Below are 24,437 nucleotides of genomic sequence, written 5' to 3' on the forward strand. Positions count from 1 at the left end.
TCCTTTTTCTGACAGACGGTGTCCGATCCTTGTTAATCGGATCGCTCCCTTAACTGTTCATTTTAAATGCACAATCTGATGAAGGTTCGTTCATGACGCAGAGCGAGAACAGCGCCGTAGAATCGGCCGAGCATATTCCCGCCTGGGGCACAGGCACAGGCGCAAAAGTCCTGTTTGCCATCGCCGTGGCTTTTTCGGTTTTCCAGCTTTGGACTTCCGCTTATTCACCACTGCCAAGTCAGGTGGTCCGCTCCGTCCATGTCGGATTTCTGCTTCTGCTTCTCTTCGGCCTTTACGCCAATGCGAGCACAGTCGCTGCAAAGCGAGCGGCCTTCTGGCTGGCGGCCATCGTTGCTTTCGTGCTCAGTCTTTATCATTGGGTTTTCTACGAAGACCTGGTGATCCGGGCTGGCGAACCCAACACGCCGGATATCATAATCGGCATTCTCGTGGTCGCTCTCGTCTTCTGGGCGGGAAAAAAGATGATGGGTTGGACCTTACCTCTCATCTGCGCGATCTTTCTGGCTTACGGCTTGTTCGGACAATATCTCCCGCACCCGTTCAACCATCGCGGATATGATTTCGAGCAGGTGGTCGAAGTTCTCTTTCTGGGAACAGAAGGAATTTACGGCACGCCGATCTATGTCTCATCGAGCTATATTTTCCTTTTCATTCTGTTCGGCGCATTTCTCGAACGCGCGGGCATGATCCAACTCTTCAATGACATTGCCATGGGAACGGTTGGCGCGTCGCGTGGCGGCCCTGCAAAAGTTTCGGTGATTTCGTCAGCCTTGATGGGAACGATCAACGGTTCCGGTGTCGCCAATGTTGTGACCACAGGCGCTTTCACCATTCCGCTCATGAAGCGCTCCGGTTTCCGCCCGGCATTCGCGGGTGGTGTCGAAGCCGTTGCGTCGATGGGTGGCCAGATCATGCCCCCGGTCATGGGGGCGGTTGCTTTCATCATGGCTGAAACGCTGGGTCTGCCTTATGTTGAGATCGTCAAAGCGGCAATCGTACCTGCTATTCTCTACTTCATAACTGTCTTCGTGATGGTTGACCTTGAGGCGCGTCGCCTCAAGATGAAAGGCCTCAATAAAAGCGAAATGCCAAGCGCTCTCGAAGCAATCAGAAAACGCTGGTTTCTGGTTCTGCCGCTCGTCGCATTGGTGTGGCTCCTTTTCTCCGGCTATACGCCACTTTTTGCAGGCACTGTCGGCCTCAGTCTGACCGCGCTCATCATTCTCGGCGTGCCGGTTTCCGGCTCGATGTCGATGCCTTTGCGTGTGCTGTTCTGGGTCGCGCTCGGCGTCATGTCAGCAGCAGCCTTCGGCACGACCTTCAACATTTTCGGCTATGCCCTGCGCGGTATTACGCTGATCATCGCCCTCGTTGTGCTGCTGGTCATGATAAATTTTCTGGTGCGCGGTGGTCGGGAAACGCTCAGTCTGTGTCTTCAAAGCCTCGGGGAAGGTGCCAAGAATGCGCTGCCCGTGGGCGTTGCCTGCGCGCTGGTTGGCATCATCATTGGCATTCTGGCGCTTACCGGAGCCGGGTCTACTTTCGCTCGTGTGATTGTCAGCGTTGGAGAAAACTCACTGTTCTTCTCGCTGGTGCTGACCATGCTGGCCTGTCTGGTACTCGGTATGGGCATTCCGACTATCCCAAACTACATCATCACATCCTCGATCGCTGGCCCAGCACTCCTTCACCTGGAAGTGCCGCTTCTGGTATCGCACATGTTCGTCTTCTATTTCGGTATCATGGCTGATCTCACGCCGCCTGTTGCGCTTGCGGCTTTTGCGGCAGCGCCAATCGCGCGCGAGTCCGGCATGAAGATCGGCATGCAGGCGATCCGTATTGCGGTTGCGGGTTTTGCCGTGCCTTTCATGGCGGTGTACGAGCCGGTCATCATGCTTCAGGAAGGAGGGCCTCTTTCGGAAACGCTCGGGTTCTGGCCTGCATTCGCCTATATGTTCATCAAGGCACTGCTCAGTATTCTGCTATGGGGCGCAGCCGCTATCGGCCATCTTCGAACGCCGTTGAACATGTGGGAACGCATATGGGCTTTCGTCGCTATCGCGCTGATGCTCGCAACCTATCCCTATAGCGATGAACTCGGTTTTGCTGCCTGTGCAGCTTTCCTTGCATGGCATTTCTGGAGATCGCGACCTTCCGTCGTCGCGTCATCCGGTTGATGGCGGTCTGCATTGCGACGGCTGGCGGCGTACTGAAAATCGCCGCCACGAGCTTTGTTCTTTCATGGACGCACAGCGTTGAGAAAGTGCCATGGCAGGAGTTCTGGAATGTTACGTCCCAGGGCTTGGTATTGTCAGAAGCTCGCATCAAAGGCTCTGGCGCAGGCATGGATCCACCTGCCGATGCCGTTCTTAAGGACGGTTGGTATATCTATCACCCAACCATCCCTCCGCGTCATGAAATTGTTCTGGCTGCCTCCGGCAAGACGACTGGAGGCTGGACTTTCTGTTCGGAACAAAAATGTGTTGAACTTGGAAAGACGGAGGAGACACCGATCCATATCAAGTCGTGTAGTTAGGTCTCTTTTACCTGTAGTTCACTCGTTCTGCTCACCTTGATGTGCGACGGCTTAGCACAAGAAACCTGCGAAATAGCGTTTTGCTGCGACGTGATCTGCCTGTGAGCTGGGAAAAACGGGGAGCCATGATGGCCCCCCGTTTCATAGGCGATGTGATGAGAATTAGTGCCCAGAAAGCACAAGGGTCTGCACTGGCATCATCACGGCTTGTATTCGCAGGATCATGGCATGAACGAGCGCGGTTGCGTCGACGGCATGCAGGAATATCGACCGCAGCGTACCCGCTTCACCGGATTGCAGTTCCTCGTGATTGCTCGTGTAGGCATTGGCCACACAACTGCTACCCGGGGGTATGCCTGCAAGCTGTCCTTCGTAGAGAGGCTCCAGAGTGACTGTGATTGTTCCCGGTTTCGCCAATTGCTGGATGTCGACCAACTGATCGCTGGCGCGTACCTGTCCGCCAGCGATAACGTCTTGCACCTCGGTTACAACCATAGGGATAATCGTGAACGGCTTTCCGATACATGTAGCTTCAGCAATCATGCCGGGCTTCATGACTTGTGCCTCAATCTGACCGAATCCTGCGATAAGAGCCGTTCGGCCTGCTGTTTCTGGCACCAGTATGCCAGCAGGGCGGAGCAGTGGATTGACGACTTCACCTGCGCGCAGGGTGAACTGTTGAACGGTTCCCGAAACGCCCGCCTTCACGATCGTTTTATTAAGTTCAACTTCCGCCTGAGCGGCGGCAGCTTCGGTGCTTGCCCTCTGCGCCGGAAGTAATGAGGTGATTTTGGTTTCGAGCGTCTGCTTGCTGGCGGTTGCGGCTGCCAGTTCGCTGCCTTTGCCATCGGCTATCGACTGGAGACGTTCAATATCCTTGCGGGCGACGATGTTTGGGTTGCGGCGTTGCAGTTCAAGCTGCGTGTTTACATCGTTCTGTGCTTGAACAAATGCTATCTCACCTTGCTTGATACGGGCGTCGGCAGCGACAAGATCGCTTTTGGCGACAACCATCTCCGCATCGATTTCTGCAATGCGTTTCCGGGCTGTTTCCAGCGCGGCTTTTTGTTTGCTGTCGTCGAGCTTGAAGAGCGCCTCGCCGGCTTTTACCTTCTGGTTTCGCGAGACATATACCTCATCGACACGTCCGCCTATTTCAGGAAGGATCGTAACGGTTCGAAATGCAGCCGTTACGTTAGATGTAGACGGATGGTAATAGAAGATCATCGTAATCAGGGAAATTGTGAGGATGAGGCACGCCGTGATCCCCCATCTGAGTTCAAACCACATGGAATAGATCGTGATCTCGTGTCCAATTCGCTTTCCCTGGCCAAATCGACGGTAAAGATAATCTGGAAGTATGGTGATCATCGAACAAAGCAGGAATTCGAACATTATTTCTGCTCCTCTTTGTTCTGATCGAGGGATAATCCGGTGTCGGGCGCGGTTGTCGAAGCGGCAACATTTTGCGGCGTCGGTGATGCAGTCTGTGACGAAACATCATCGCCTGTCGTTGGGGCGGATGGCGGAATCGTCAGGTGAAGTCCTCGCCGAGCAATGGTACGCAGAGACCTTGCCATTGATGTTACCGGCGACAGGAAGTCTGGAAGATCCGTCATTGCTAGCAAAAGAGCTGCAATCCAGAAGAGCTGATTGTGGGTGAAGAGCGCTATCAAGCCCAATACAGCAACAAGCTGAATCTGAATCTTGTTCGTCTGATGAGCGATGTGTTCGGGGAGAGCATGGAGTCTCAGGTAGAGAATACCAGTTAAGAATACTACGCAGATAAGAAAAATAATGACGATGTTCAAAAGTACATCGGCTTGACCTGGGGGTGTTATAAATGCGGGTATGTGTCCGGCCGCTGCTTTATGCACGGCATCTGCTGATTGAACCATGTTGCCTCCAGCCTTTGTTTGTTGGCGTCCCATACGCTTCACCGGATGGTGGCGATAGAGAGCTCGGCTGTTCACCAACAAATGTGCCCGAAAAATGTCAGGCACTCCTTATTATATCAGATCGCAATAACGTTGTCGGAATTTCATTTTAGGATAGGGAAAATTACCAAATGCGCCGAGAACTATAAACAAAGTAAGCCATGGTTAGCCGCTCGGAGCCTGATATCGTCACGTTCATTATGATTCAGGCTCTTGTGTTCAGAGCAATGACAGCAAAGTCTTCTGCTTGTATCGACGCTCAGGAAGCTTCTGCCGCTTTTTGTTTGATGACCTTTGGCATCCCTTCCGACTGGATTGTGTGAAGCGTATCACGCAGCGCTGAACCGAATACGCCATTTGTTAGCTTACTGGGAAGGATATCGGGACACACAGACGCAACCGCACGGATTATTTCCTCGGGCGTCTTGATGTCTTTCAAGCCGGTCTGAAGCTCGGTCGCTTTGGGGTCATTCAATGGAACCGGGTGGCCGTCGTCCTCCTTTCGAGCCAGATAGGCGAGCCACGCAGCGAGAGCAAATACGAAGGGTCCGTACGGTTTGCCCGATGCCAGAGCTTCCAGGGCCGGGGTTGTGATGCGTTGGGGAAGCTTCTGTGTTCCATCCATTGCAATCTGTGCGGTGGAATGGGCGATAGCCGGGTTGGCGAACCGCTCGGCAAGAGCCGCAGCATAGGCGTCGAGATCGATGGACAGTCCTTCTACAGTTGCCGCAGCGACAGCAAGGTGACGACGGACGAGTACAGCATGATCCGGGTCGGCCATCACGTCTCGGACAAAGCTTTTACCCGAGAGCTGCCCGCTATAGGCAAGCATAGAATGTGCCCCGTTCAGCATTCGCAGCTTCATGCTTTCATATGGGGCGACATTGTCGACAAAGAGGGCGCCAGCACATTCCCATTCCGGTCGTCCGGCACAGAATTTGTCCTCAATCACCCATTGGCTGAAAGGTTCGGTTTCAACGGCAGCGTGATCTTCTCGCCCCGTCAGCTCCACGGCGAGCTTGACGGTCTGGGCATTTGACGCCGGCGTGATCCGATCCACCATAGTGGACGGGAAGGCGACTTTTTCTGCTATCCAGCGCGAAAGCAGTCTTCCACCCGTTTGATCGGCGAACGCCAATACTGCGTCCCGCAACTTCTGACCATTGTGAGAGAGATTATCGCAACTGAGCACCGTGAAGGGTGGCAATCCACCGGTCATACGGCGAGATAGCGCTGCCACAATAAGCCCGATCACGCTGGTGGGCGCGTCTGGATTAGCGAGGTCAGCGACGATTGCCGGATGCTCACGATCCAGCCTACCGTCACTGGTGATGCCATATCCTTTTTCCGTTACGGTTAAACTGACGATGCGACATCCGGGCGAGGTCATCGCATCCAGGGCATCATTGCCAACCGTCGGGCCGGATAGCACCCGGTTCAGTGCGCCAATCACACGTGCTTCTGTGACCGGACCGCGTGTGATCAGGGTATAGCGCCCGTCTTGTGGATTCAGACTATCAGCAACGGCGGTTCCGCGCAGCGACACTCCCGTCACCCGCCAATTGCCACCTTTCTGTGCCAACACGGTATCGGTATAGGATAACAAGTGCGCGCGGGCAAAATTGCCGAGGCCGAGATGAACAATACCGACCTCGTGATTTTCGGGAGTATAAGCGGGCCAGCTGGCTGCTACGGCATCGTTCACCAGTGCTGAAAGCCGTGTCACTTGTCTATCCTGACATTTGGATGGGACAGGGCGGTCATGATTCCGCGCAATTCGGCCAGGCCTTTCAGGCGCCCAATGGATGGATAACCCGGCTGAGCGCGTCTGTTCAGATCATCGAGAATATCCTGACCGTGATCAGGGCGCATAGGAATGCGCCAGTCGGCACGACCTTCGGCCTTGCGGCGGTTCTCCTCTGACAAAATGGCAGCAATCATCGCCACCATATCCGTATGGCCTTCAAGATGAGCGGCCTCATGGAACGATCCGCCAAGGTGGGCTTCTTCAAGTGCGACATTGCGCAAATGCAGAAAATGCACACGGTCACCCAGGCGCTTCATCATGCCTGGCAGGTCATTATCGGCGCGCGCGCCCAGCGAGCCAGTGCAAAGTGTGATACCGTTCGCCGGAATGTTTATTGCATCCATGACCGCTTTATAATCAGCTTCGGTGGACATGATGCGCGGCAGTCCGAGAAGGGGGAAGGGCGGATCGTCTGGATGGCAGCACAGACGTACGCCAAGCTCTTCCGCAAGCGGACTCACCTCTGCCAGAAAGTCGATCAGGTGGTTTCGCAGGCGCTCTGGCGAAATATTGTCGTAATGGGCGAGATGAACCTTCACATCGTCCATCGACATGCGTTCGGCAGCGCCAGGCAGACCGAAGACGACGTTGCCGGAAAGCTCAAGCCGTCGCTCCTCGGACATCTCCGCAAAACGCTTGCGTGCAGCTTCGATGAGTTCAGGTTTGTAACTGTCCGATGCGCCCTTGCGTTCGAGCAGAAACAGATCGAAGACGGCGAAATCGAGGGCGTCGTAACGCATGCAGGTTGCCCCGTTCGCCAGCCGATAGGCAAGGTCGGTGCGTGTCCAGTCGAGGATGGGCATGAAATTGTAGCAAATGACCTCGATGCCTGCGTCACGCAGGTTATGCATCGATGTCTTCCAGTTCGAGATATGAGTTTTCCAGTCACCTGTCTGGCGTTTGATATCTTCTGAAACCGGAAGGCTTTCCACGACTTCCCATTTCAGTCCCGAAGGTTCGCCGTTCTTCATCCGGGCAATTTCGACCTGCCGTTTTTCGATTTCGGCGGGCGACCAGACGGATCCGGTCGCCACATGGTGCAGGGCGGTGACAACGCCTTCAACACCTGCTTGTAGCATATCATCGATGGATACGAGGTCCTTGGGGCCAAACCAGCGCCAGGTCTGTCTCATTTATTCGTCTTTCTGTTTTCAGTACTAGGCTGACGCATCAGCGAAACTAATCTGAACCTTAACGGACCGCGTACGATCCGTAGCCGCCTGAAAGGCAGACAAGGCTTCCGTCAGGGGAATGGTTGCGGTGATGATCGGTCGAGGATCGATAGCTTTTGATCCGATAAGGCGTACGGCCTCGGCGAATTCTGTATCGAACCTCTGCGAGCCGACAAACTGGATTTCTTTACCCACCATGACGTTGAGAGGCAGGACGGTCGGTCCGCCGACGCCAACCTGTACGAGGGTGCCGAGCGGTCGAAGGCAGGAAATTGCGTCGCCGATGGCCGGTGCTGCAGCAGAGCATTCAAATACCAGATCGACCTTGCCTTTGCCTTCCTGCCAGCGGGCGAGCCCTGTCGGGTCGGTTGCAATATTGACCGTATGATCTGCGCCCATGCGTGCGGCGACAGCCAGAGTGGCGTCCTGAATATCAGTCACAATGATTTCCGACGCGCCGCGTTGTCGCGCTACCGCCACGCAAAGGGCGCCGATCGGGCCTGCACCCGTCACCATGACGACCTTACCGACCAAGCTGTCTGCAATCGCTTCCCCACGATTGGCGGCATGAAGGCAAACTGCCAGTGGTTCAGAGCAGGCTGCGGCTCCCGGATCAATACCGTTCGGGACAGGAAAACACTGGTCCGCCGCAATCACTATCCTGTCGCGGAACATGCCTTGTTGGTGCGGGAGATACATTGCCGATCCCTTGAAGCGCATCGCACTGCAATGGCGCGTCAGACCCTGCTGGCAGAAACTGCAGGTGCCGCAAGGCTGCGAAGGGTTCATTGCAACGAGCTGACCCGGCACCAGCCCCGTCACTCCCTCGCCGAGAGCCTTGATGCGTCCCGAGGCCTCGTGACCTAGGATGATCGGTTCTCGGACACGGATAGTACCAATGCCGCCTTCCAACCAGTAATGCAGATCCGATCCACAAATCCCGCCTGCTTCGACCGCGACCAGCACTTCTCCTGGCCCTGGTGTTCCGACAGGCCGACTTTCGATCCTCAGATCGTCCTGCGCGTGAAGGCAGATCACGCGCGTGTTCGACAACTCAGTCATTTCCACCTCACGGCATCAGCGTGTTGGGCAGCCAGGTCGCCAGAGGCGGCATGTAGCTGACCATCAAAAGGACAATCAGATTGGTGATGATATAGGGAATGATCGCCCTGATCACCGGCGAGAGTGGGAGACGCGCAATATTGGATGCGACAAACAGGCAAACGCCGACCGGTGGTGTAGTCAGGCCGATCATAAGGTTCAGGACCGCAAAACACGCAAAATGAATGGGGTCGATACCGACTGCCAAGGCTAGAGCCTGCAATGGTACGAATAGAATGATCAGGGCTGCAATCGTTTCCATGAACATGCCGACGAAAAGAAGCAGAATGTTGATCAGCAGGATAACGAGAAACTTGTTATCGGTGATGGAGAGAACCGCATTGGCCAATGTCTGCGGAATACGTTCGGCGACGAGAATCCAGCCGAACACATTGGCTGTGCCCACCAGTACGAGAATGCCTGCCGAACTGATTGCACTATCGATGATGATTTTCGGAATCCGGCTTACTGGCAGTTCTCTATAGACGAACAGCCCCACCACCGCTGCATAAAGGCATGCAACCACTGCCGTTTCGGTCGGTGTCGTGATGCCGATCAGCAGGCCACCCACGATCAGTGCGGTCATTGCAATAGCCCAGATCGCTCCGGTGAATGACGACAGCAACTCTCGGGCGCCCTTCCAGTCCTCGCGAGGGAAGTTTTTCTTCTTGGCGATGAAATAGGTCGTCACCATCATGGCAAAACCCATCAGAAGGCCGGGTACCGCACCTGCCAGAAATAATTTGCCGACCGAAAGGCCGGAGAGCGATCCGACGATAATCATCGGCACGCTTGGCGGGATCATCGGGCCGACAGTCGATGAGGCGGCTGTGACTGCAGCGGAGAAATCGGCCGGATAACCAACCTTCTTCATGCCGGGGATCATCATGCCGCCAACGGAAGCTACATCTGCGACTGCGGTTCCTGAAATACCGCCGAAAAGCATCGAGGCTGCGATATTGGCCTGTGCCAGCCCGCCGCGCATCCAGCCCACAAGGGCATTTGCAAAGCGAATAATCCGTTCGGTAATGCCACCGGAATTCATAAGGTTACCAGCCAGAATGAACCCTGGAATGCAGAGCAGAACAAAGCTGTCCATCCCGGCATACATTTTCTGCGGGATGACAACCAAGGGGATGTCCGCGAACAGAAGATAGGCCATCGAGGAAAGGCCCAATGTCACAGCTACGGGCAAGCCGATGGCAAGGCCCAGCACGAACGAGCCAAGAAGAAGGGTCAGGCCCATCAATTTTCCTCCGAATTGGGGATAGGTCGCCCATCATGACGGCCCGAGAGCATTTCAATGATGCGCATCAGTGCCCAGAGACCCAGAGCGACGAGAAGAATGAATTGTGTTGCGTGGACGAAATCCATGCGCCAGCCAAGCGACGGGGCGGTCTGACGGCTTCCGATCATGGTGTAATCCCACGCGGCGGGCAGGAGAATAGCCGCAAAAACTACCGTCAATGCGGCGCTGACCAGTCGCAAAATCCAAGGCATACGTCCGGGAAGGCTTTCGCAAAGAAGGTCGACATTGACCATATCGCCACTACGCAGCGCGAGGCCCGCGCCGAGCGCACCAATATAGAGCAGGCAGAATCTGGTCAGTTCCTCGGTCCAGACCGGGGCGCTGCTCAAAAACGTGCGCGCATAGACCTGCAACAGCACCGCCCCCATCAATAAGAGAAATGCTGCCAGTATCAGAAGGCGACATATGCCTTCCAATCCTTTGAATAGTTTTGTCATGGTATCCTCGACGTGGCAGCTGCCGGATTGGATCCGGCAGCCCCATTATCTCAGTCGTTGAAAACCTGTTCGACCAGGGGACGGATTTCCTGCGGAACAGAGTTGATGACAGCGTCGCGCGCCTTGTCGGCAAAGGCAGCCTGATCCACGTCGACAAACTTCACGCCGCGGCTTTCGAGATCAGTGACGAGTGCCTTTTCGTCAGCGATGAACAATTCGCGTTCGTAAGCCTGCGTGGCCTTGGCGGCTTCCTGCAATGCAGCCTGATCGATCTCCGAAAGCTTGCCCCAGCTTCGTTCCGATATGGCCAGATAGATCCACGAGCGAACGTGTTCCGTCTTGTTGACGACTTTCTGGACTTCATAGAAGCCGCCAGACTTGAAAAGCGCGAGCGGGTTTTCCTGACCTTCGATAGTGCCGTTCTGGAGTGAGGTGAAAACCTCCGAGAAGGCCATCGGGGTTGGGTTCGCACCAAGCGATTGCCATGCGGCGACAAAGATCGGCACATTCGGCACGCGAACCTTGAAGCCTTTCAGCTCTTCCGGCTTTGTTATCTCGCGATTGGCAGAAAGGTTGCGCGGGCCGCGTGCAAAATAGGTCAGCGGGCGAATACCCGCCTTTTCGACGATCTCTGCCTCGATCTGCTTTCCGATTTCGCCGGAGGCAATCTTGTCCATATGTTCAAGCGATTTGTATGCATATGGCAGAGCAAGCAGGGCTGCTTTTGGCGCCCAGTTCTGCAGGCTTTCACCGGTGATGGTCATATCGGCCGTGCCAAGCTGCATGCCGTTGATGACGTCGATTTCCTTACCGAGCGATTCATTCGGATAGACTTCGACGGCAACGCGTCCTTCTGTACGAGATTTGACCTCTTCCGCGAATTTCAGTGCCGCTTTGTGCCAGATATTCTCTTCATTGGCCAGATGGCCGAGCTTGAGTGTTACCTCCTGCGCCAGCGATGTTCCTCCCATGATAGCGAGAACAGCACAGGTTGCTGCCAGACGCGTAAGAATCCGAAATTTCATTGTTTCCTCCTCTGGATAATGTCTTTGCTGTTGCTGTGAACCCTACAGAAAATATTCGGGCCGCTCCTGTTCGATGACAGGCAAATCACTCAGAATTCCTCGCAGATGTCCTCGCATCGACTGTTCGGCCTGGATGGCATCGCCGTCCGCAATTGCTTCCACCACTGCGCGATGTTGTGCAATGAGGCGATCAACCGGGAAATGCATGCTGGAAAGAAACCGTACCCGGTCCATCTGAGCCTTCATCTCGACGACGACGCGCCAGGCTTTTCCCTTGTCAGCTCCCTCGGCCAGGGTGCGGTGAAATATTTCATCCGCCTCCATGAAATCCCGTGCAGACCCGCCAACGAGCTTTTCCTGACAAACGAGCTGGGCTCGCAACTCGGTAACCAACGTCTGATCAGGAGATTGGGCCAGAAGCTTAACGATGTCCGCTTCAACCGCTTCGCGCACGAAGCGCGCATCCATTACGGCCTGAAGTGAAATTTTCGCGACGAAAGTGCCTCGCTGAGGCCGAACCTCCAGCAGCCCTTCATTGGCAAGCTTGATGAAGGCTTCACGCACAGGCTGACGGCTAACCCCATATTGCTGAGCCACATCGGCCTCGGAAATCCGGGTGCCGGGCGACAATGCATTATCAATGATGGCAGCCCGCAGCGTTGCATAAAGCTGATCGACCACACTGACGTGTTTCGGTTGCAACAATGGGCTTCGCATGATTTTGACTCCTCAAATTCCGGATATACCATACTACCATACCAGTCAATATAGGACGTGTTCATACGTCATCCGAACCAAATGATTCCAGAGCCGTCAGAATTGCAGATGTCGAGAAACAGCTAAACGAGTTACGAGAAAACGGGCTGAACCCAAGAAGCTGTGCCTGGATTTCCAGGCCGGATCGTTCCTGTTGACGAAGAGGCAGAAAAATATTGAAACAGCGGACGCTGACAAACCTATGTAACGAACGTCCTACTTGGTGGGGCCTTGAACACGAGGCTCTGGACGAGGTTGTAGCTGCAGCATACGGTTTGGCGGTCGACTTGACGGAAGAGGACGTGCTTGCCGGCCTGTTCGCCCTCAACCAAGAGCCGGCAACTAAACACTAAGAAGGTTGTCGCTCATCAGGCGAAATGTTGACATTTACTGGATCGCTCAGTACCCAGAAGAAAGCTCGAAAATATGCTTGGAATCTCATAAGACGTTGTTTTCGTTTCTAATCTAAGCTCGCGCTGGTGTGCCCGCTCTCCCCCTGTGCCCAAAAACTGCATGTCGCTCTTAATAGGGCAGAACGTCCGCTACCGCCATCTTGGAAGCCACAAGCTGATAGTCCACTCTTGGCCCCATTCCGGCTACTCACAAAATTAATGACCAGTTGGCGGTTCATATCTCTTTCAAGCGCAGGGATATAATAGTTATCGAGTGGGTCGATAATCTTGGCTGACTTCAGTCTGCGGTGCTGAATATCTGAGACATCGGAAACAACTCGGCTGGAAGTCGTCCTTTCAAAGTCCACCCATCTTTTGTACCAAAACCACCTTACTCCGTGAGATGTTCGAAGAAGGTATTTCCTGAATATTCTGAACGCAGTAACCCTTCTTCGCTAAGCCTTGGCATGAGTTCATCCAGCGCTAGCCGCATTGATCCGGTTGAGCCACCCGGCGCGGTTATGAAACCGTCGATCGCACCTGCTTCAAACCATTTACGAATGTCTTGGGCTGCATCATCAACCGTCCCGATTACCTGCCAATGTGCGGCACTGATGACCTCGGGTCTACGCATGAGATCATCAACCGAAAGCTCTTCACGCTGTAACAAACGCCGAAGCAATCCCGCATGGGTTTTGCTTCGGACCTTTTCTGGCGGGGGTGGTAGGTCGGTTGGTCGAATGAGACGATTTGCGGGCCATTCCGATAGGTCGAGGCCGGTCATTTCGTGGATGAATGCGATTTTTCGAGCGCGATCACCTCGCGCATGCGTGTAGGCGAAAAGTTCTTCCGCTTCTTTCCGCGTTGGTGCCAGATAGAGACTGAGACCGGGAAGCAGGCGAACGTCGTCCGACTTTCGGCCATGGAATTGCGCACGGTCACGAAGATTGCGGCGAAGATCGATTGCCGCTTCCATATCCGGGGTCGCGGAAAAGACGGCGTCGGCAACGGATGCCGCAAAGTCGCGCCCTGCCGGTGACGCGCCAGCCTGAATAAGCGGGATGGGAGCATCCTGAACAGAAGGGACATTGAGCGGACCTTTAACCCGGTAATAGGTACCGTCGTGATTTATCGGATTTATGACTGCCGTATCTGCAAAGCGGCCGCTTTCACGGTCACGTTTCAAGGCCGATCCAGGAAAACTCTTCCATAAATCACGCACGACGCTGGTAAATTCGGCTGCCCTTGCATAGCGTTCGTCGGATGAAGGCATTTCCGTCAAACCGAAATTCTCGTTGCCATCGAGTGCCGTGACAATATTCCACCCGGCCCGGCCATTACTGAGCCAGTGCAGGGACTGGACCTGACGGGCAACGACATAAGGCGGCATGAAAGTTGTCGATATCGTGGTCAGAAGACCGATATGCGAAGTCTCCCGCGCCAGCGTTGCCATGACGAGCGTCGCATCCATGCTGCCGAAGCCCGGAGTGGTTTCCATGATCTGATGGTTCATGAAAAGGCTATCGGGACGGAATACGAAATCAAGCTTCGCCGCCTCGGCTCGCCGGGCGATATCGATATAGAAATCTGAACCGAGTGTCCCTTCGATGTTGCTGTCCGGATGCCGCCACCCGTCGCCACTCAGCCAGGTCGGTGCCAGCGACATACCAATGTGAAGTTTCCGTTGCTTACCCATTTCGGGCTCCCGTTAATGCATATAAAAAGCTGTGCCGGCCACGGATGTGACCGGCTGGATTGGCGATTTTACAAAATGCCTAGAACGTGCCCTTGATGCCGACGCCGAATGTGCGAGGCGTGGTCATGCTTGCCTCGATGCCACCAATACCGCGGTTCTGCTGCAGATAGGTCGGGGTGCGCTCATCGAAAATATTCTTCACATAGCCGTAAAGCTGCAGTGATTCATGGAAATCATAACTCACACGCGCATCGGCAATCGTATAGGCGTCCACGACATAGGTCGGTGTATTGGCAAGGTCGGAATAGTAACCGTCAGTGTGGCGAACCTGTCCGGAGATATTGAGCTTTTCCGTTGCATCCCAGCTCGCACCGATGCTGAACATATAACCGGGAGACTTGGCGAACTCGTTACCCTCATAGCGCACATTGCTCGAAATTTCGTCGATTTTGGTGCGGAGAATGCCGGCACTTGTCTTGATCGTCAGATTAGACAAAAGCTGATAGTCGAGCCCCATTTCGAGACCATAGGCATGAGCCTTTTCGGCATTGATCGTATAGGATTGCGCCACACCGGGAGAGACGACGACAGGAATGTTGTACTGGGCGTTCTTGAAGTCCATGTAGAACAGATTGCCTGTCAGTGTCAGCTTGTCGTCGAGCAGATTGGCGCGCGTGAACAACTCGTAGTTCCACAGCGTCTCATCCTCAAAAGGCTTCCACTGCCTTGAATTGAGATTGAGGGAAACCCCGCCGGGGTTGTAACCCTTGCTGACCAGTGCTCCGATCGTCAGATCGGGTGTGACAGCATATGCCAGCGATACCTTTGGCAAGAGCGCGGAGAATGTTTCGTCGTAATCGAGCGGCGTTGGCGCCAGCGCCGATTTTCCGATGCGCTGTACACGATCCTGCTGGTAACGAAGCCCACCGGTCAACGTCCACTGGTCGTCGAGCCGGTAGCTCACTTCGGCAAAAAGCCCCAGATTGTCTTTCGTATCGTCAAACGTCGTCGTGCCTTGAAGCAGCATGAACTCGTCCGACTTGGTATTGGCGTAGAAAATACCGGCGACACCGCTGATGACGTCTTCCTGCTCGCCAAACGTGATACGAGACTCATTGGAAATGTTCTTCTGGTTGATATCGGCCTTGCCGTTATTCGCAATGCCGGTATGGCGATGCACAGACGAGGCGGAATATTGCGCCTGGTTGTAGAATTTCACGCCGTTGCCAAAATCATAGCCAACATCAAGGATGCCTGTATTGGTATCCTGCTTCCAGCTTGGCATGGTCGTGGTCAGATGTTCGAGTTCGTCGAATGGTGCGGACGCTGCTTCCTGGCTTGGACGGTTGGATCGATTGTGGGAATAGGTCAGCTTTGCCGTGAGGCCGGGAATCTCTGCCGGTTCCCACAGCAGTTTCAGCCGCGCATTCAGTGCTTCGAAATCCTGATTTGTCTTTTCGGAAATGAAGTTGGGGCTGATATAGTCGATGAAGGTATCACGGCCCGAATAGTCGATTGCAAGGCGCGCTGCCAGCTCATCCTTGTAGATGGGACTGTTCAGCATGATTGAGGTGCGCTTGGTGTTGTAATTGCCGATCTCGACCTGATAAGCGCCTTCGCGTGTGAATACCGGGTCCTTGGTGTTCACGATGATCGCACCCGCAATCGCATTCGCACCCTGGGATGTCGTCTGCGGGCCACGGAACACTTCGATGCTGTCGAGATCCCACACCGAGGTCGCACCGAAGTAGTATTCATTATAGTTGAGATAATGTCCGTCGAGATTAATCGTGGCGCGCGGCACGGTGCCGCCCCAGAACACATTCTGCCCTGTGTTTGGGCCCTGCGTATCCTGCCCACGAATGATGGGAGCGCCGACGTTGTCGGTATAGATGACGTTCGGGACGTTCGCGATCACTTCAGCCACGGATGAATCGCCTGTCTTCTCCTTGTCGATTTCCTTGGCCGAAATGACGGTGACAGATGACGCCGTGTTCTTGATGTCGCGCGCGACTTTTTCCCCTGTCACGACCACAGTATCAAGCACGATCGCATCGGAGCTGGCTTTCGCAGCCTCCTGGGCAAGCGCAGGCGTTACCACAAATACCGCCAGCGTGAGTGCACTGGCGCTGGACATCAAGCCACGATTCAAACGGATATTCATAAGTCGCCCCAAACATGAGTATATTAGTCATGTTCTGTTAAAGCATAAGGGCATCATTCCGCAATAAGGAATGCATGCCGCAATACAGTATAATATCAAGCCTCCGATATGTGTTGCATGCCCGCAACAGTGAGGGAGGGGCAATTCAATCCGGCTCAAAACCCTCGAGGTCTGCCCATCGCATTCGCAACGCAGAGGGCATGACTTTCCAACGGCTTGTCGCTAAACATCGATTTGCTATTACCGAGGAGGAGGCAAAGCATTTGAACGAGAACGACCTGTCCGATGAGAGCGACACCACGAGTGAAAAACGCTCGGGTACAATACAGTCGGTTTCCATTGCCGCGCGCTTTCTCCGGATTCTGGCCAATGCTGAAACCGAGCTTGCGTTGGGCGAAGTCGCCCGGCGGGCAAAGACGGGCGGCTCGACAGCGCATCGTTATCTGCAGAGCCTCGTCAAGGAAGGCCTTGCAAAACAGGACGCTGCAAGCGGTCTTTACGATCTGGGGCCGACTGCGCTGAGCATCGGCATAGGTGCCTTGAAACGTGTGGACGCTGTGGAGATTGCGGCGCAACACATGAAGGCCCTTTCGCAACGACATGCCGTCAGCGGTGGTGTCGCTATCTGGACAGATCGTGGCCCGACGCTCGTGCGCTGGTATCGAAGTGCGTATTTCTCGGTCAATCCGCTGGCGCTGGGAGACACATTGCCCATCGATAATACGGCTTGCGGTCTGGTTTTTCAGGCTTTTCTACCCAAGGCTATGGTCGATGCAGCGCGTAAGGTACAGCCAGCTCACTTTCGGGGCAGCCCGCCGGCAAAGTCACTGCTGGAACAAGTGCGCAACGAACGATGGTCCGAAATGACCAGCCATCTTCTTTCAAATGTGACAGGGCAGGCCGCCCCGGTCTTCGACGCGCAGCGGGAAATCGTCTGCGTCATGACGACGGTGGCCGATCTTGGACAATTGCGAAGCGAGGACGAGCGGAGAGCGCTTTTTCATGAAGCGTCACTGGTCAATCAGGCAACCGGCGGAAGGATCGTAGACGGGGAGGGTGGCGCCGCCAGCGATTGAAATATCACGGAGATTGCGAGGGCGTTGCTCGGGGGACGACGAGCGGCGTTCCCGAAACCGGATCGGTAATGATTACCGATGCAAGGCCGAACACATCTTCTATCAGCTTTTCTGTAACGATCTCGGATGGAGCGCCTTCCGCCATGATCGCCCCGTTTCGCATGGCCACCAGATGTGAAGCATATCGGCAGGCATGATTGAGATCGTGTAGTACGGCAACGACAGTCCGGCCCTCGCGGTTAAGTTTCGCCAGCAATTCCAGAAGTTCGATCTGATGCGCGATATCGAGATAGGTTGTCGGTTCATCGAGCAGAAGGATCGGTGTTTCCTGGGCCAGCACAAGCGCAATCCAGACGCGCTGACGCTGTCCGCCGGAAAGTTCGTCGACTGAACGGTTGGCGAGGTCGGAAATGCGGGTGGCTTCCATGGCGAGTGCTACCGCTTCTTCGTCTTTCACCGACCATTGTCGCAGAAAGGACTGATGCGGATAACGACCGCGTGACACCAGATCGGCAACGGTGATGCCATCGGGAGCAACCGAGATTTGCGGAAGAAGACCGAGCCTGCGCGCAGCTTCCTTTGCCGGAAATTGGCTTATATTCCTGCCATCCAGCACGACTTCTCCACTGGCCGGTGCAAGCAATCGTGACAAGGCACGCAGCAACGTGGACTTCCCGCACGCATTGGGGCCGACAATGACGGTGAAAGACGCATCGGGAATACTGACCGACAAGTTCTCGACGATGCCCCGATCATCATAGCGCAATGTAACGGCGTCCGCATGCAGGCGTTGCATCATGGTTGGTCGTCCCTGGAGGAAATCATGTGGCTGTTCGTATTGCATTGTAGAACGCATTCTGCAATATGGAGTAATCAGCTCCAGTTTTCGAAGCTGAAGCAGACCGCTCGCTCCTCGTTCGATAACGGCGCAGTGTTTTCCTATTCGAAATGCTGGCTGGTCGCGCATTCGTTCGGAAAGCTTTCCGTCTGAAGATTTCCAATTTGCGTCGGTGGAGAATAGCCATGCAAGCCGCACGTCCGATTTTCTTGCTTCTGGCCACCATGGTTATTCTGTTTTCTCCATATCGGACAGCCATTGGAGCCGAACAGGTCTGGCCCCGCACTGTAAAACATGAAGCAGGTGAACTCACACTGAAAACCAAACCCGTTCGCATCGTATCGACCACGCCCAGCATAACCGGCATTCTGCTGGCTATGGGCGCTCCTCTGGTGGCGACAGCCGCGACGACCCCGAGCCCGCTGACAGATAACAAGGGCTTCTTCCTTCAATGGGCAGACGTCGCCGATGAGCGCGGCGTCGAAGTGCTATATCCCAATCTCGAATTCGACATGGAAGCCATTATCGGTTTTGAACCGGACCTGCTGATCGCATCGGCGACCGGAGCGGATAGTGTCGTCCAACATTACAGTGAATTGAAAGCGCAAGGTATTCCGACGCTGGTCGTCAATTATTCCAACCAGAGCTGGCAGGAGATTGCTACTCAGCTCGGCACGGCATTGGGGTTGGAAGACGAGACCGGCGCGACCATCGCCCGTTTCGACGCGAAGGTTGCAGTGGTGGCTGCAACGATTACGCCGCCCAGCGAGCCCGTCACAATCGTCGGCTACAATATCGGCAACAGTTACTCGGTCGGCAGAATTTCGAGCCCGCAGTCACAGCTACTGCAAGCATTGGGTTTCAAGGTCGATGGCTTGCCCGACACGGTAGCCAAGGATGTCACACGCCGGTCCGATTTCGATTTCATTTCCCACGAGAACCTCTCGGCAGCGATCACAGGCAAGAGCATTTTCCTTTTGCGCGGCTCACAAAATGACGTCCAGGCATTGTTGAAAGATCCAGTATTGGCGAACCTTCCTGCGGTCCGCGATCATAACGTCTATCCTCTCGGACCATCTTCTTTCCGTATCGACTATTATTCCGGTCTCCAGATGATCGAGGCTGTCGCGTCCAATTTTCGCAAATGACGTCAAACAGGATGCAGTTTGTCATGCCATTGCAGAAGAGGCGTGTTAGGGGCCTTATTGTTGCCGCCGCCGTTTTGACCGCAATGGCGCTTTGCAGCCTTGCTCTGGGCTCCCGGTCAATCGCCCTTAGCGAGACCATCCATGCGCTATGGCAGCCTGATTTTTCGAACGACGAACATCTTGTCGTTCGCGAACTGCGTATCCCGCGCACTATCGTTGCAATCATTGCCGGTATGGCCCTTGGAACCGCTGGCGCCATCATGCAGGCTGTGACGCGCAATCCGCTCGCCGAACCGGGATTGCTGGGGATCAATGCAGGTGCAGCCGTCGCAGTTATTCTGGGGATCGTGACCTTTAACCTGACGACAATGGCGCAATATGTCTGGTTCGGATTTGCGGGCGCTGGTCTTGCTGGAATTGCCGTCTTCATTCTCGGAGATGCCCACGGCAAGGCGAATAATCCCGTGCAACTGGTGCTGGCCGGAGCCGGATTGTCGGTTGTGCTTGCGTCGGTCACGGGTATTGTTGTCATCAATGCACCGCTCGCTGTCCTTGACCAGTTTCGTCACTGGGCCGCAGGCTCCGTTGAGGGGCGCGGCCTTGATGTCGTCGTCATTCTGGCTCCAGCAGTCATCGCAGGGCTTGCCGTGGCGATGTCGATCGCCGGTAACCTGAATGCAATGGCGCTGGGCAGGGATTTTGGTGCTGCGCTGGGCGTCAACCTGCATGTAACCTGGCTTTTGGCCTGTCTTTCCGTAATGCTTCTGGCAGGTTCTGCCACTGCTGGGGCTGGCCCCATTGCGTTCGTCGGACTGGTTGCGCCGCATCTGGCCCGGACCATCACCGGCCCGGACTATCGTTGGATACTGCCATATTCCGCATTGCTGGCTTCCATCCTATTGCTTGGCGCTGACATCATCGGCAGACTGATTGCAGCACCTTCGGAAGTTGCGGCCGGGATTGTCTCCATGTTGATCGGCGGGCCTTTCTTTATCTTTGTCGTACGCAAATTCCGGCTGACAAAACTATGAGCAGTTCAATGAATATGTTGCGAATAGGTCCTGTTTCTGTTCGCTGGAAATCGCGCCCATTGATGATCTGCTGCCTCTTGGTTGCAGCCATCCTGCTGCTTGCGGTTTTCCACATCGCAACAGGCACAATGTCATTCAGCTTTTCCCAGGTCGTCTCGAGTCTTCTTGGCGGAAGCGACAATGCGACCGCCGACCGTATAATCCAGCGCGTACGTTTACCTCGCCTTGTCACAGCCTTGTTTGTGGGTGCTTCACTCGGTATGGCAGGCTCGATCTTCCAATCAATCTCGCGCAATGCCCTTGGCTCGCCCGACGTGATCGGCTTTACGACAGGTGCAGCAACCGGCGCCATTGCACAAATCATATTGTTCAATGCCGGTCCGCTTGAAACAGCGCTTTCAGCCGTTGCAAGTGGAATGGCGGCGGCAGTTCTTGTGTTTATGTTGGCTGTCAAAGGTAGACGAACCGGTGGCTATCGGCTCATCCTTGTCGGAATTGGCGTGGGAGCCATTCTTTCGGGCATCAATACTGTACTCCTGGTTGCGGGCGATCTGGACCAGGCCGCGTCGGCCCAACTCTGGCTATCGGGATCACTCAATACAAGAAGCTGGGCACATGCTGTCCCGGCGATGGCCGGATTCGCGGTAACCGTGCCGTTGGCACTTTACTACGCCAAATCTGTCAATCTGCTGGAAATGGGCGATGATGCAGCATGCCAGCTCGGCATCCAGCCGGAGCGTACGCGTCTGACAATGGTGTTGGTCGCGGTCACCCTGACATCTGTTGCTACCGCATCCGCCGGACCGATTGCCTTTGTCGCTCTGGCAGCGCCACAATTGGCCCGGCGTCTGACAGCGAGTTCGAATGTCCCACTGATATCGGGCGCGCTCATGGGGGCTACCCTTCTGGTCGGCGCTGACTTGTTAAGCCAGCATGTGCCATTCGGCATCAAAATGCCGATTGGTCTTACGACCGGACTATTGGGTGGACTTTATCTCCTCTGGATTCTTGCTTGCCACAAAAACGTGTTTAGTTCTAGTTGAGAAGCAACGTAAATCAGCCAACAGACAAATCACTACAGAAGCTGTGTTCTACGACAGCCGGCGTCTAAAACACTCATAAGTTTCATGATTCAGGTCCGGTCGCATCAAAATTAGTGCGCTTTTTGCGATGACGCCGCCCCACACCTGCGTTTCGTCGGCATTGATATGCTACGGCCGTCGATCCGATGGTTCAGCCCGAAAATGATAGCGTCTATTCTCGGCCGTCAGTTTCTGAAGGAGTTGTGGAATGCGCGGCGCGGATATTTTGGTCCAAATGTTGATTGGCTATGGCGTGGAGACAATCTTCGGGGTGCCGGGCGATACCAACGTGCCTTTTTATGAAGCGCTCCAGCAACGTGAAGGCGAAATCCGCCATGTTATGGCGCGGGATGAACGCTCTGCTGGTTACATGGCCGACGCCTATGGCCGTTTTTCCAATAAGCCCGGTGTTTTCGAGTGTCCGTCAGGTGCGGGTGCTATGTATTCGCTGCCGCCGGTCGCTGAATCGAATGGATCGTCGATACCTGTCATTCTCCTGACCATTGATATTCCTTTGCCGGGAGAAGGGCGCGGTGTTCTCACCGAGCTTGATTGCGCCAAACTGTTCGAGCCTGTAACAAAGCTATCCGTTCAGGTAAAATCTGCCGAAAAACTGCCAGAAATCATCCGTCGCGCGTTTCGCGTCGCTTGTTCCGGTAAACCGGGTGCGGTGCATCTCCAGATCCCTGAGGACATGCTTCTCGCTGAGGTCGATCCCGCGCGCATTTCACTGCACATTGAAGAAGAGTGCAAAACTTTCCCGGCTTTTCCGACATTGCCGCCAAAACAGAAGCTGCATGAACTGCTCGAACTGATTGCCAGGGCTGAGCGCCCGCTGATCGTTGCGGGCGGCGGTGTCAATCGCGCCAGAGCGGGCGATCAGATTTCAAGGCTGGCCGAGAAATACAACATTCCCATGTGTACGACGATGACGGGGCAAGGCGCGATTGATGACGATCATCGTCTGGCCATCGGGGTGATCGGCGACAATGGTTATCATCCCCATGCCAATTGGGCTTTGGAACATTCTGATTTTACCCTTTTTGTCGGATCACGCATCGGCTCTGTCGTGACGATTGGCTGGACCTTTCCCAAGATCACGCTCAATCGGCGCCTTGCACAAATCGATATTTCGCCTGAAATCATGGCCAACAACTATGAGAATTTGCTCTCCATTCAGGGCGATGCATTGCTGGTTCTTGAAGAATTACTGCAGATCGAGCTGACGATTGAACCGAAAAAGCATGATGGCTGGATCGAGGAATTGAATGCTCGCAGGCGCATATTCTGGGAACATGCTGAGGAAGCTTTGAACGATGAGCGTGTGCCTTTGCGTCCTGAACGGGTTGTGCGTTCCTTCAATGATGCATTGAGCCAATCGGGACAGCCAGCACTGATTTATTCTGATGCAGGCACACCAACGCCCTACATGACACGTTTCTTGAAGATCAACGATCAGGAAACACGGTTTGCCATTCCGCGTGCTTTTGGTGGTCTTGGATCAGCACTTCCAGCTACGGTGGGTGCATGGCGTGCTGATCCAGACAAGCGTCCCATCGGATTGTTTGGCGATGGTTCTTTCGGCATGACGGTGGGCGAGCTTGAAACGCTGGTGCGCTTGCAGGTGCCAGCGATCCTTATCTTGTTCAACAATGCGACATTTGGCTGGATCAAAAGTTTGCACAGGTTGAAAGGGCACAATCAATGCTTTGGCGTCGATTTTCTTGCTCCCAAAGGTCAAGCAATCGCCGAAGCCTATGGCCTGAAAGCATGGACGGCAAAAACCGCCGATGAGGTTGATATAGCCTTGGCGGAAGCTTTTGTGTGGAAGGATGGCCCTTGCTTTGTCGATATTCATGTTGAATCGATCGCTGACCGAGTGCCGCCGGTTTATTCATGGCTTTTAAAGCGTGGTGAAGACCCGCTTAATCTCAAGCCTGTTGAGCGTTCTTACGTCTGAGCCGTTTTTGAACGCCATTATTTACGACGCTACAGGCAGAGAATGTCTGTGGCGTTTTGCTTCAGTAATAAACCAATCGCGGAACAGCCGGACATTTTTCGAACCCTGACGCGCCTGCGCTGAGCAAAGAAAATAGCTCTCGCCAGATGTCTGCACGCGCTCAAGTGCCAGTTTGAGTTTTCCTGACCGCAATTCTTCCTGCACAAAAATTCTGGGCGCGATGGCGAGCCCCATACCCGCCACGGCGCATTCGATAATAACGTCATGCGTTGGCAGACGCGGACCAAAAATGCGCTTGTTGTAATGGATGCCTGCGCCGCGCAGCCAATGCAGCCACAGGCTGGGTCTGTTTGAGTTCTGGATCAGTGGAAAGTCGAGCAATTCGACGTCTCCGGCCAGTCCGTTTTCGGGCACAATGTCAGGTGATCCGATCACGACGAGCTCTTCAGGGAACAGTAGATGGCTACGCACATTGGCCCAATTGCCAATACCGCGCAGTACGGCAAGATCGAGATCGGACTTCCCCCAGTCGAGATCGTGGGAGCAGGGAAACACCTCAAACCAGATTTGCGGATGAGATCTCGCAAAGGTGCTGATAATACCCGGCGCCCATTTCCGCATCAGTGTCGGCGGCAAGCCCACTTTGAGCAGGCTTTGCGTTTTATACCCACGGACTGCATCCATCGACACTTCTTCAAGCTTTGCCAGAATGCGCGAAACTTCCTCGTAATAGTTCTGCCCCTCTTCGGTCAGAACCAGCCGTGGTCCAGCGCGTTCAAACAGTTTAAGCCCGAGAAAAGATTCAAGATTTTGTATCTGGCGGCTCACTCCGCTTTGGGTCATCCCGAGATTTTCCGATGCGCGCGTGAAGCTCAGATAGCGCACTGAAGCATCGAAAGCGTGCAGAGCCGAAAGGGATGGAAGAAAGCGGCGCATTGGGTAACCTCAG

General features: G+C 54.6%; 20 protein-coding genes. 7 read left to right on the forward strand and 13 right to left on the reverse strand.

Annotated elements, in window-relative coordinates; genetic code table 11:
- Nucleotides 1–92: 92 nt before the first annotated feature.
- Both AC1RHM_RS10695 and AC1RHM_RS10700 read left to right on the forward strand, forming a co-directional pair.
- Nucleotides 93–2,198 (forward strand): TRAP transporter permease, encoded by a 2,106-nt coding sequence (locus tag AC1RHM_RS10695; RefSeq protein WP_010659280.1) that lies wholly within the window; start codon nt 93–95, stop codon nt 2,196–2,198.
- Nucleotides 2,198–2,557, forward strand: a complete 360-nt coding sequence (locus AC1RHM_RS10700; RefSeq protein WP_012093428.1) for a DUF1850 domain-containing protein — start codon at nt 2,198–2,200, stop codon at nt 2,555–2,557. The genes AC1RHM_RS10695 and AC1RHM_RS10700 overlap by 1 nt, the downstream gene beginning before the upstream one ends.
- A 162-nt stretch (nt 2,558–2,719) precedes the next feature.
- On the opposite strand, the gene AC1RHM_RS10705 is transcribed toward AC1RHM_RS10700, so the two are convergent.
- The 11 genes from AC1RHM_RS10705 to AC1RHM_RS10755 all read right to left on the reverse strand — a co-directional run bounded on the left by AC1RHM_RS10705 (nt 2,720) and on the right by AC1RHM_RS10755 (nt 16,353).
- The gene (locus AC1RHM_RS10705) at nt 2,720–3,952 is read right to left on the reverse strand and encodes an HlyD family secretion protein (RefSeq protein WP_010659278.1); all 1,233 of its coding nucleotides are present in this window, start codon (nt 3,950–3,952) and stop codon (nt 2,720–2,722) included.
- Nucleotides 3,952–4,488 carry a hypothetical protein gene (locus AC1RHM_RS10710; RefSeq protein WP_010659277.1) on the reverse strand — a complete coding sequence of 179 codons (537 nt, stop codon included), beginning with the start codon at nt 4,486–4,488 and terminating at the stop codon, nt 3,952–3,954. The genes AC1RHM_RS10705 and AC1RHM_RS10710 overlap by 1 nt, the downstream gene beginning before the upstream one ends.
- A gap of 265 nt (nt 4,489–4,753) precedes the next feature.
- On the reverse strand, nt 4,754–6,220 hold the full coding sequence (locus AC1RHM_RS10715) for a mannitol dehydrogenase family protein (protein WP_010659276.1): 1,467 nt from the start codon (nt 6,218–6,220) through the stop codon (nt 4,754–4,756).
- Entirely contained in the window at nt 6,217–7,434 is a 1,218-nt protein-coding gene (gene uxuA / locus AC1RHM_RS10720; RefSeq protein WP_010659275.1) for a mannonate dehydratase, read from the reverse strand. Before uxuA ends, AC1RHM_RS10715 begins: the two co-directional genes overlap by 4 nt.
- 24 nt (nt 7,435–7,458) lie before the next feature.
- On the reverse strand, nt 7,459–8,535 hold the full coding sequence (locus tag AC1RHM_RS10725) for an L-idonate 5-dehydrogenase (RefSeq protein ID WP_036563512.1): 1,077 nt from the start codon (nt 8,533–8,535) through the stop codon (nt 7,459–7,461).
- A gap of 7 nt (nt 8,536–8,542) precedes the next feature.
- A complete protein-coding gene (locus tag AC1RHM_RS10730; protein ID WP_036577572.1) occupies nt 8,543–9,820 on the reverse strand; it encodes a TRAP transporter large permease in 1,278 nt (425 codons plus the stop codon).
- Nucleotides 9,820–10,320, reverse strand: a complete 501-nt coding sequence (locus AC1RHM_RS10735; RefSeq protein ID WP_010659272.1) for a TRAP transporter small permease — start codon at nt 10,318–10,320, stop codon at nt 9,820–9,822. Before AC1RHM_RS10735 ends, AC1RHM_RS10730 begins: the two co-directional genes overlap by 1 nt.
- A 50-nt stretch (nt 10,321–10,370) precedes the next feature.
- On the reverse strand, nt 10,371–11,345 hold the full coding sequence (locus AC1RHM_RS10740) for a TRAP transporter substrate-binding protein (protein WP_010659271.1): 975 nt from the start codon (nt 11,343–11,345) through the stop codon (nt 10,371–10,373).
- A gap of 42 nt (nt 11,346–11,387) precedes the next feature.
- The gene (locus AC1RHM_RS10745; RefSeq protein ID WP_029926471.1) at nt 11,388–12,062 is read right to left on the reverse strand and encodes a GntR family transcriptional regulator; all 675 of its coding nucleotides are present in this window, start codon (nt 12,060–12,062) and stop codon (nt 11,388–11,390) included.
- An 822-nt stretch (nt 12,063–12,884) separates the two neighbouring features.
- Nucleotides 12,885–14,189 carry an NtaA/DmoA family FMN-dependent monooxygenase gene (locus tag AC1RHM_RS10750; protein ID WP_010659268.1) on the reverse strand — a complete coding sequence of 435 codons (1,305 nt, stop codon included), beginning with the start codon at nt 14,187–14,189 and terminating at the stop codon, nt 12,885–12,887.
- Nucleotides 14,190–14,268: 79 nt separating this feature from the next.
- Nucleotides 14,269–16,353 (reverse strand): TonB-dependent receptor, encoded by a 2,085-nt coding sequence (locus AC1RHM_RS10755; RefSeq protein WP_010659267.1) that lies wholly within the window; start codon nt 16,351–16,353, stop codon nt 14,269–14,271.
- Between the two features lie 263 nt (nt 16,354–16,616).
- On the opposite strand from AC1RHM_RS10755, the gene AC1RHM_RS10760 reads away from it, so the two are divergent.
- On the forward strand, nt 16,617–17,429 hold the full coding sequence (locus tag AC1RHM_RS10760) for an IclR family transcriptional regulator (protein WP_010659266.1): 813 nt from the start codon (nt 16,617–16,619) through the stop codon (nt 17,427–17,429).
- A 4-nt stretch (nt 17,430–17,433) separates the two neighbouring features.
- On the opposite strand, the gene AC1RHM_RS10765 is transcribed toward AC1RHM_RS10760, so the two are convergent.
- A complete protein-coding gene (locus AC1RHM_RS10765; protein ID WP_010659265.1) occupies nt 17,434–18,228 on the reverse strand; it encodes an ABC transporter ATP-binding protein in 795 nt (264 codons plus the stop codon).
- A gap of 224 nt (nt 18,229–18,452) precedes the next feature.
- Here AC1RHM_RS10765 and fepB point away from each other — a divergent pair, with 224 nt between their 5' ends.
- The 4 genes from fepB to AC1RHM_RS10785 all read left to right on the forward strand — a co-directional run bounded on the left by fepB (nt 18,453) and on the right by AC1RHM_RS10785 (nt 23,488).
- Nucleotides 18,453–19,415: a Fe2+-enterobactin ABC transporter substrate-binding protein gene (gene fepB / locus AC1RHM_RS10770; protein WP_010659264.1), complete on the forward strand. Its 963-nt coding sequence runs from the start codon at nt 18,453–18,455 to the stop codon at nt 19,413–19,415.
- 23 nt (nt 19,416–19,438) lie between these two features.
- Nucleotides 19,439–20,446 (forward strand): FecCD family ABC transporter permease, encoded by a 1,008-nt coding sequence (locus AC1RHM_RS10775; RefSeq protein ID WP_085982304.1) that lies wholly within the window; start codon nt 19,439–19,441, stop codon nt 20,444–20,446.
- An 8-nt stretch (nt 20,447–20,454) separates the two neighbouring features.
- On the forward strand, nt 20,455–21,489 hold the full coding sequence (locus AC1RHM_RS10780; RefSeq protein ID WP_226622633.1) for a FecCD family ABC transporter permease: 1,035 nt from the start codon (nt 20,455–20,457) through the stop codon (nt 21,487–21,489).
- Nucleotides 21,490–21,736: 247 nt separating this feature from the next.
- Complete coding sequence (locus tag AC1RHM_RS10785; protein WP_010659261.1) at nt 21,737–23,488, forward strand: thiamine pyrophosphate-binding protein; 1,752 nt, start codon at nt 21,737–21,739, stop codon at nt 23,486–23,488.
- 21 nt (nt 23,489–23,509) lie between these two features.
- Here the strand turns inward: AC1RHM_RS10785 and AC1RHM_RS10790 are convergent, their stop codons facing one another.
- Complete coding sequence (locus tag AC1RHM_RS10790) at nt 23,510–24,424, reverse strand: LysR substrate-binding domain-containing protein (protein ID WP_010659260.1); 915 nt, start codon at nt 24,422–24,424, stop codon at nt 23,510–23,512.
- Nucleotides 24,425–24,437: the final 13 nt, after the last annotated feature.

This window comes from Brucella sp. GW823-FHT04E01, assembly GCF_058796175.1.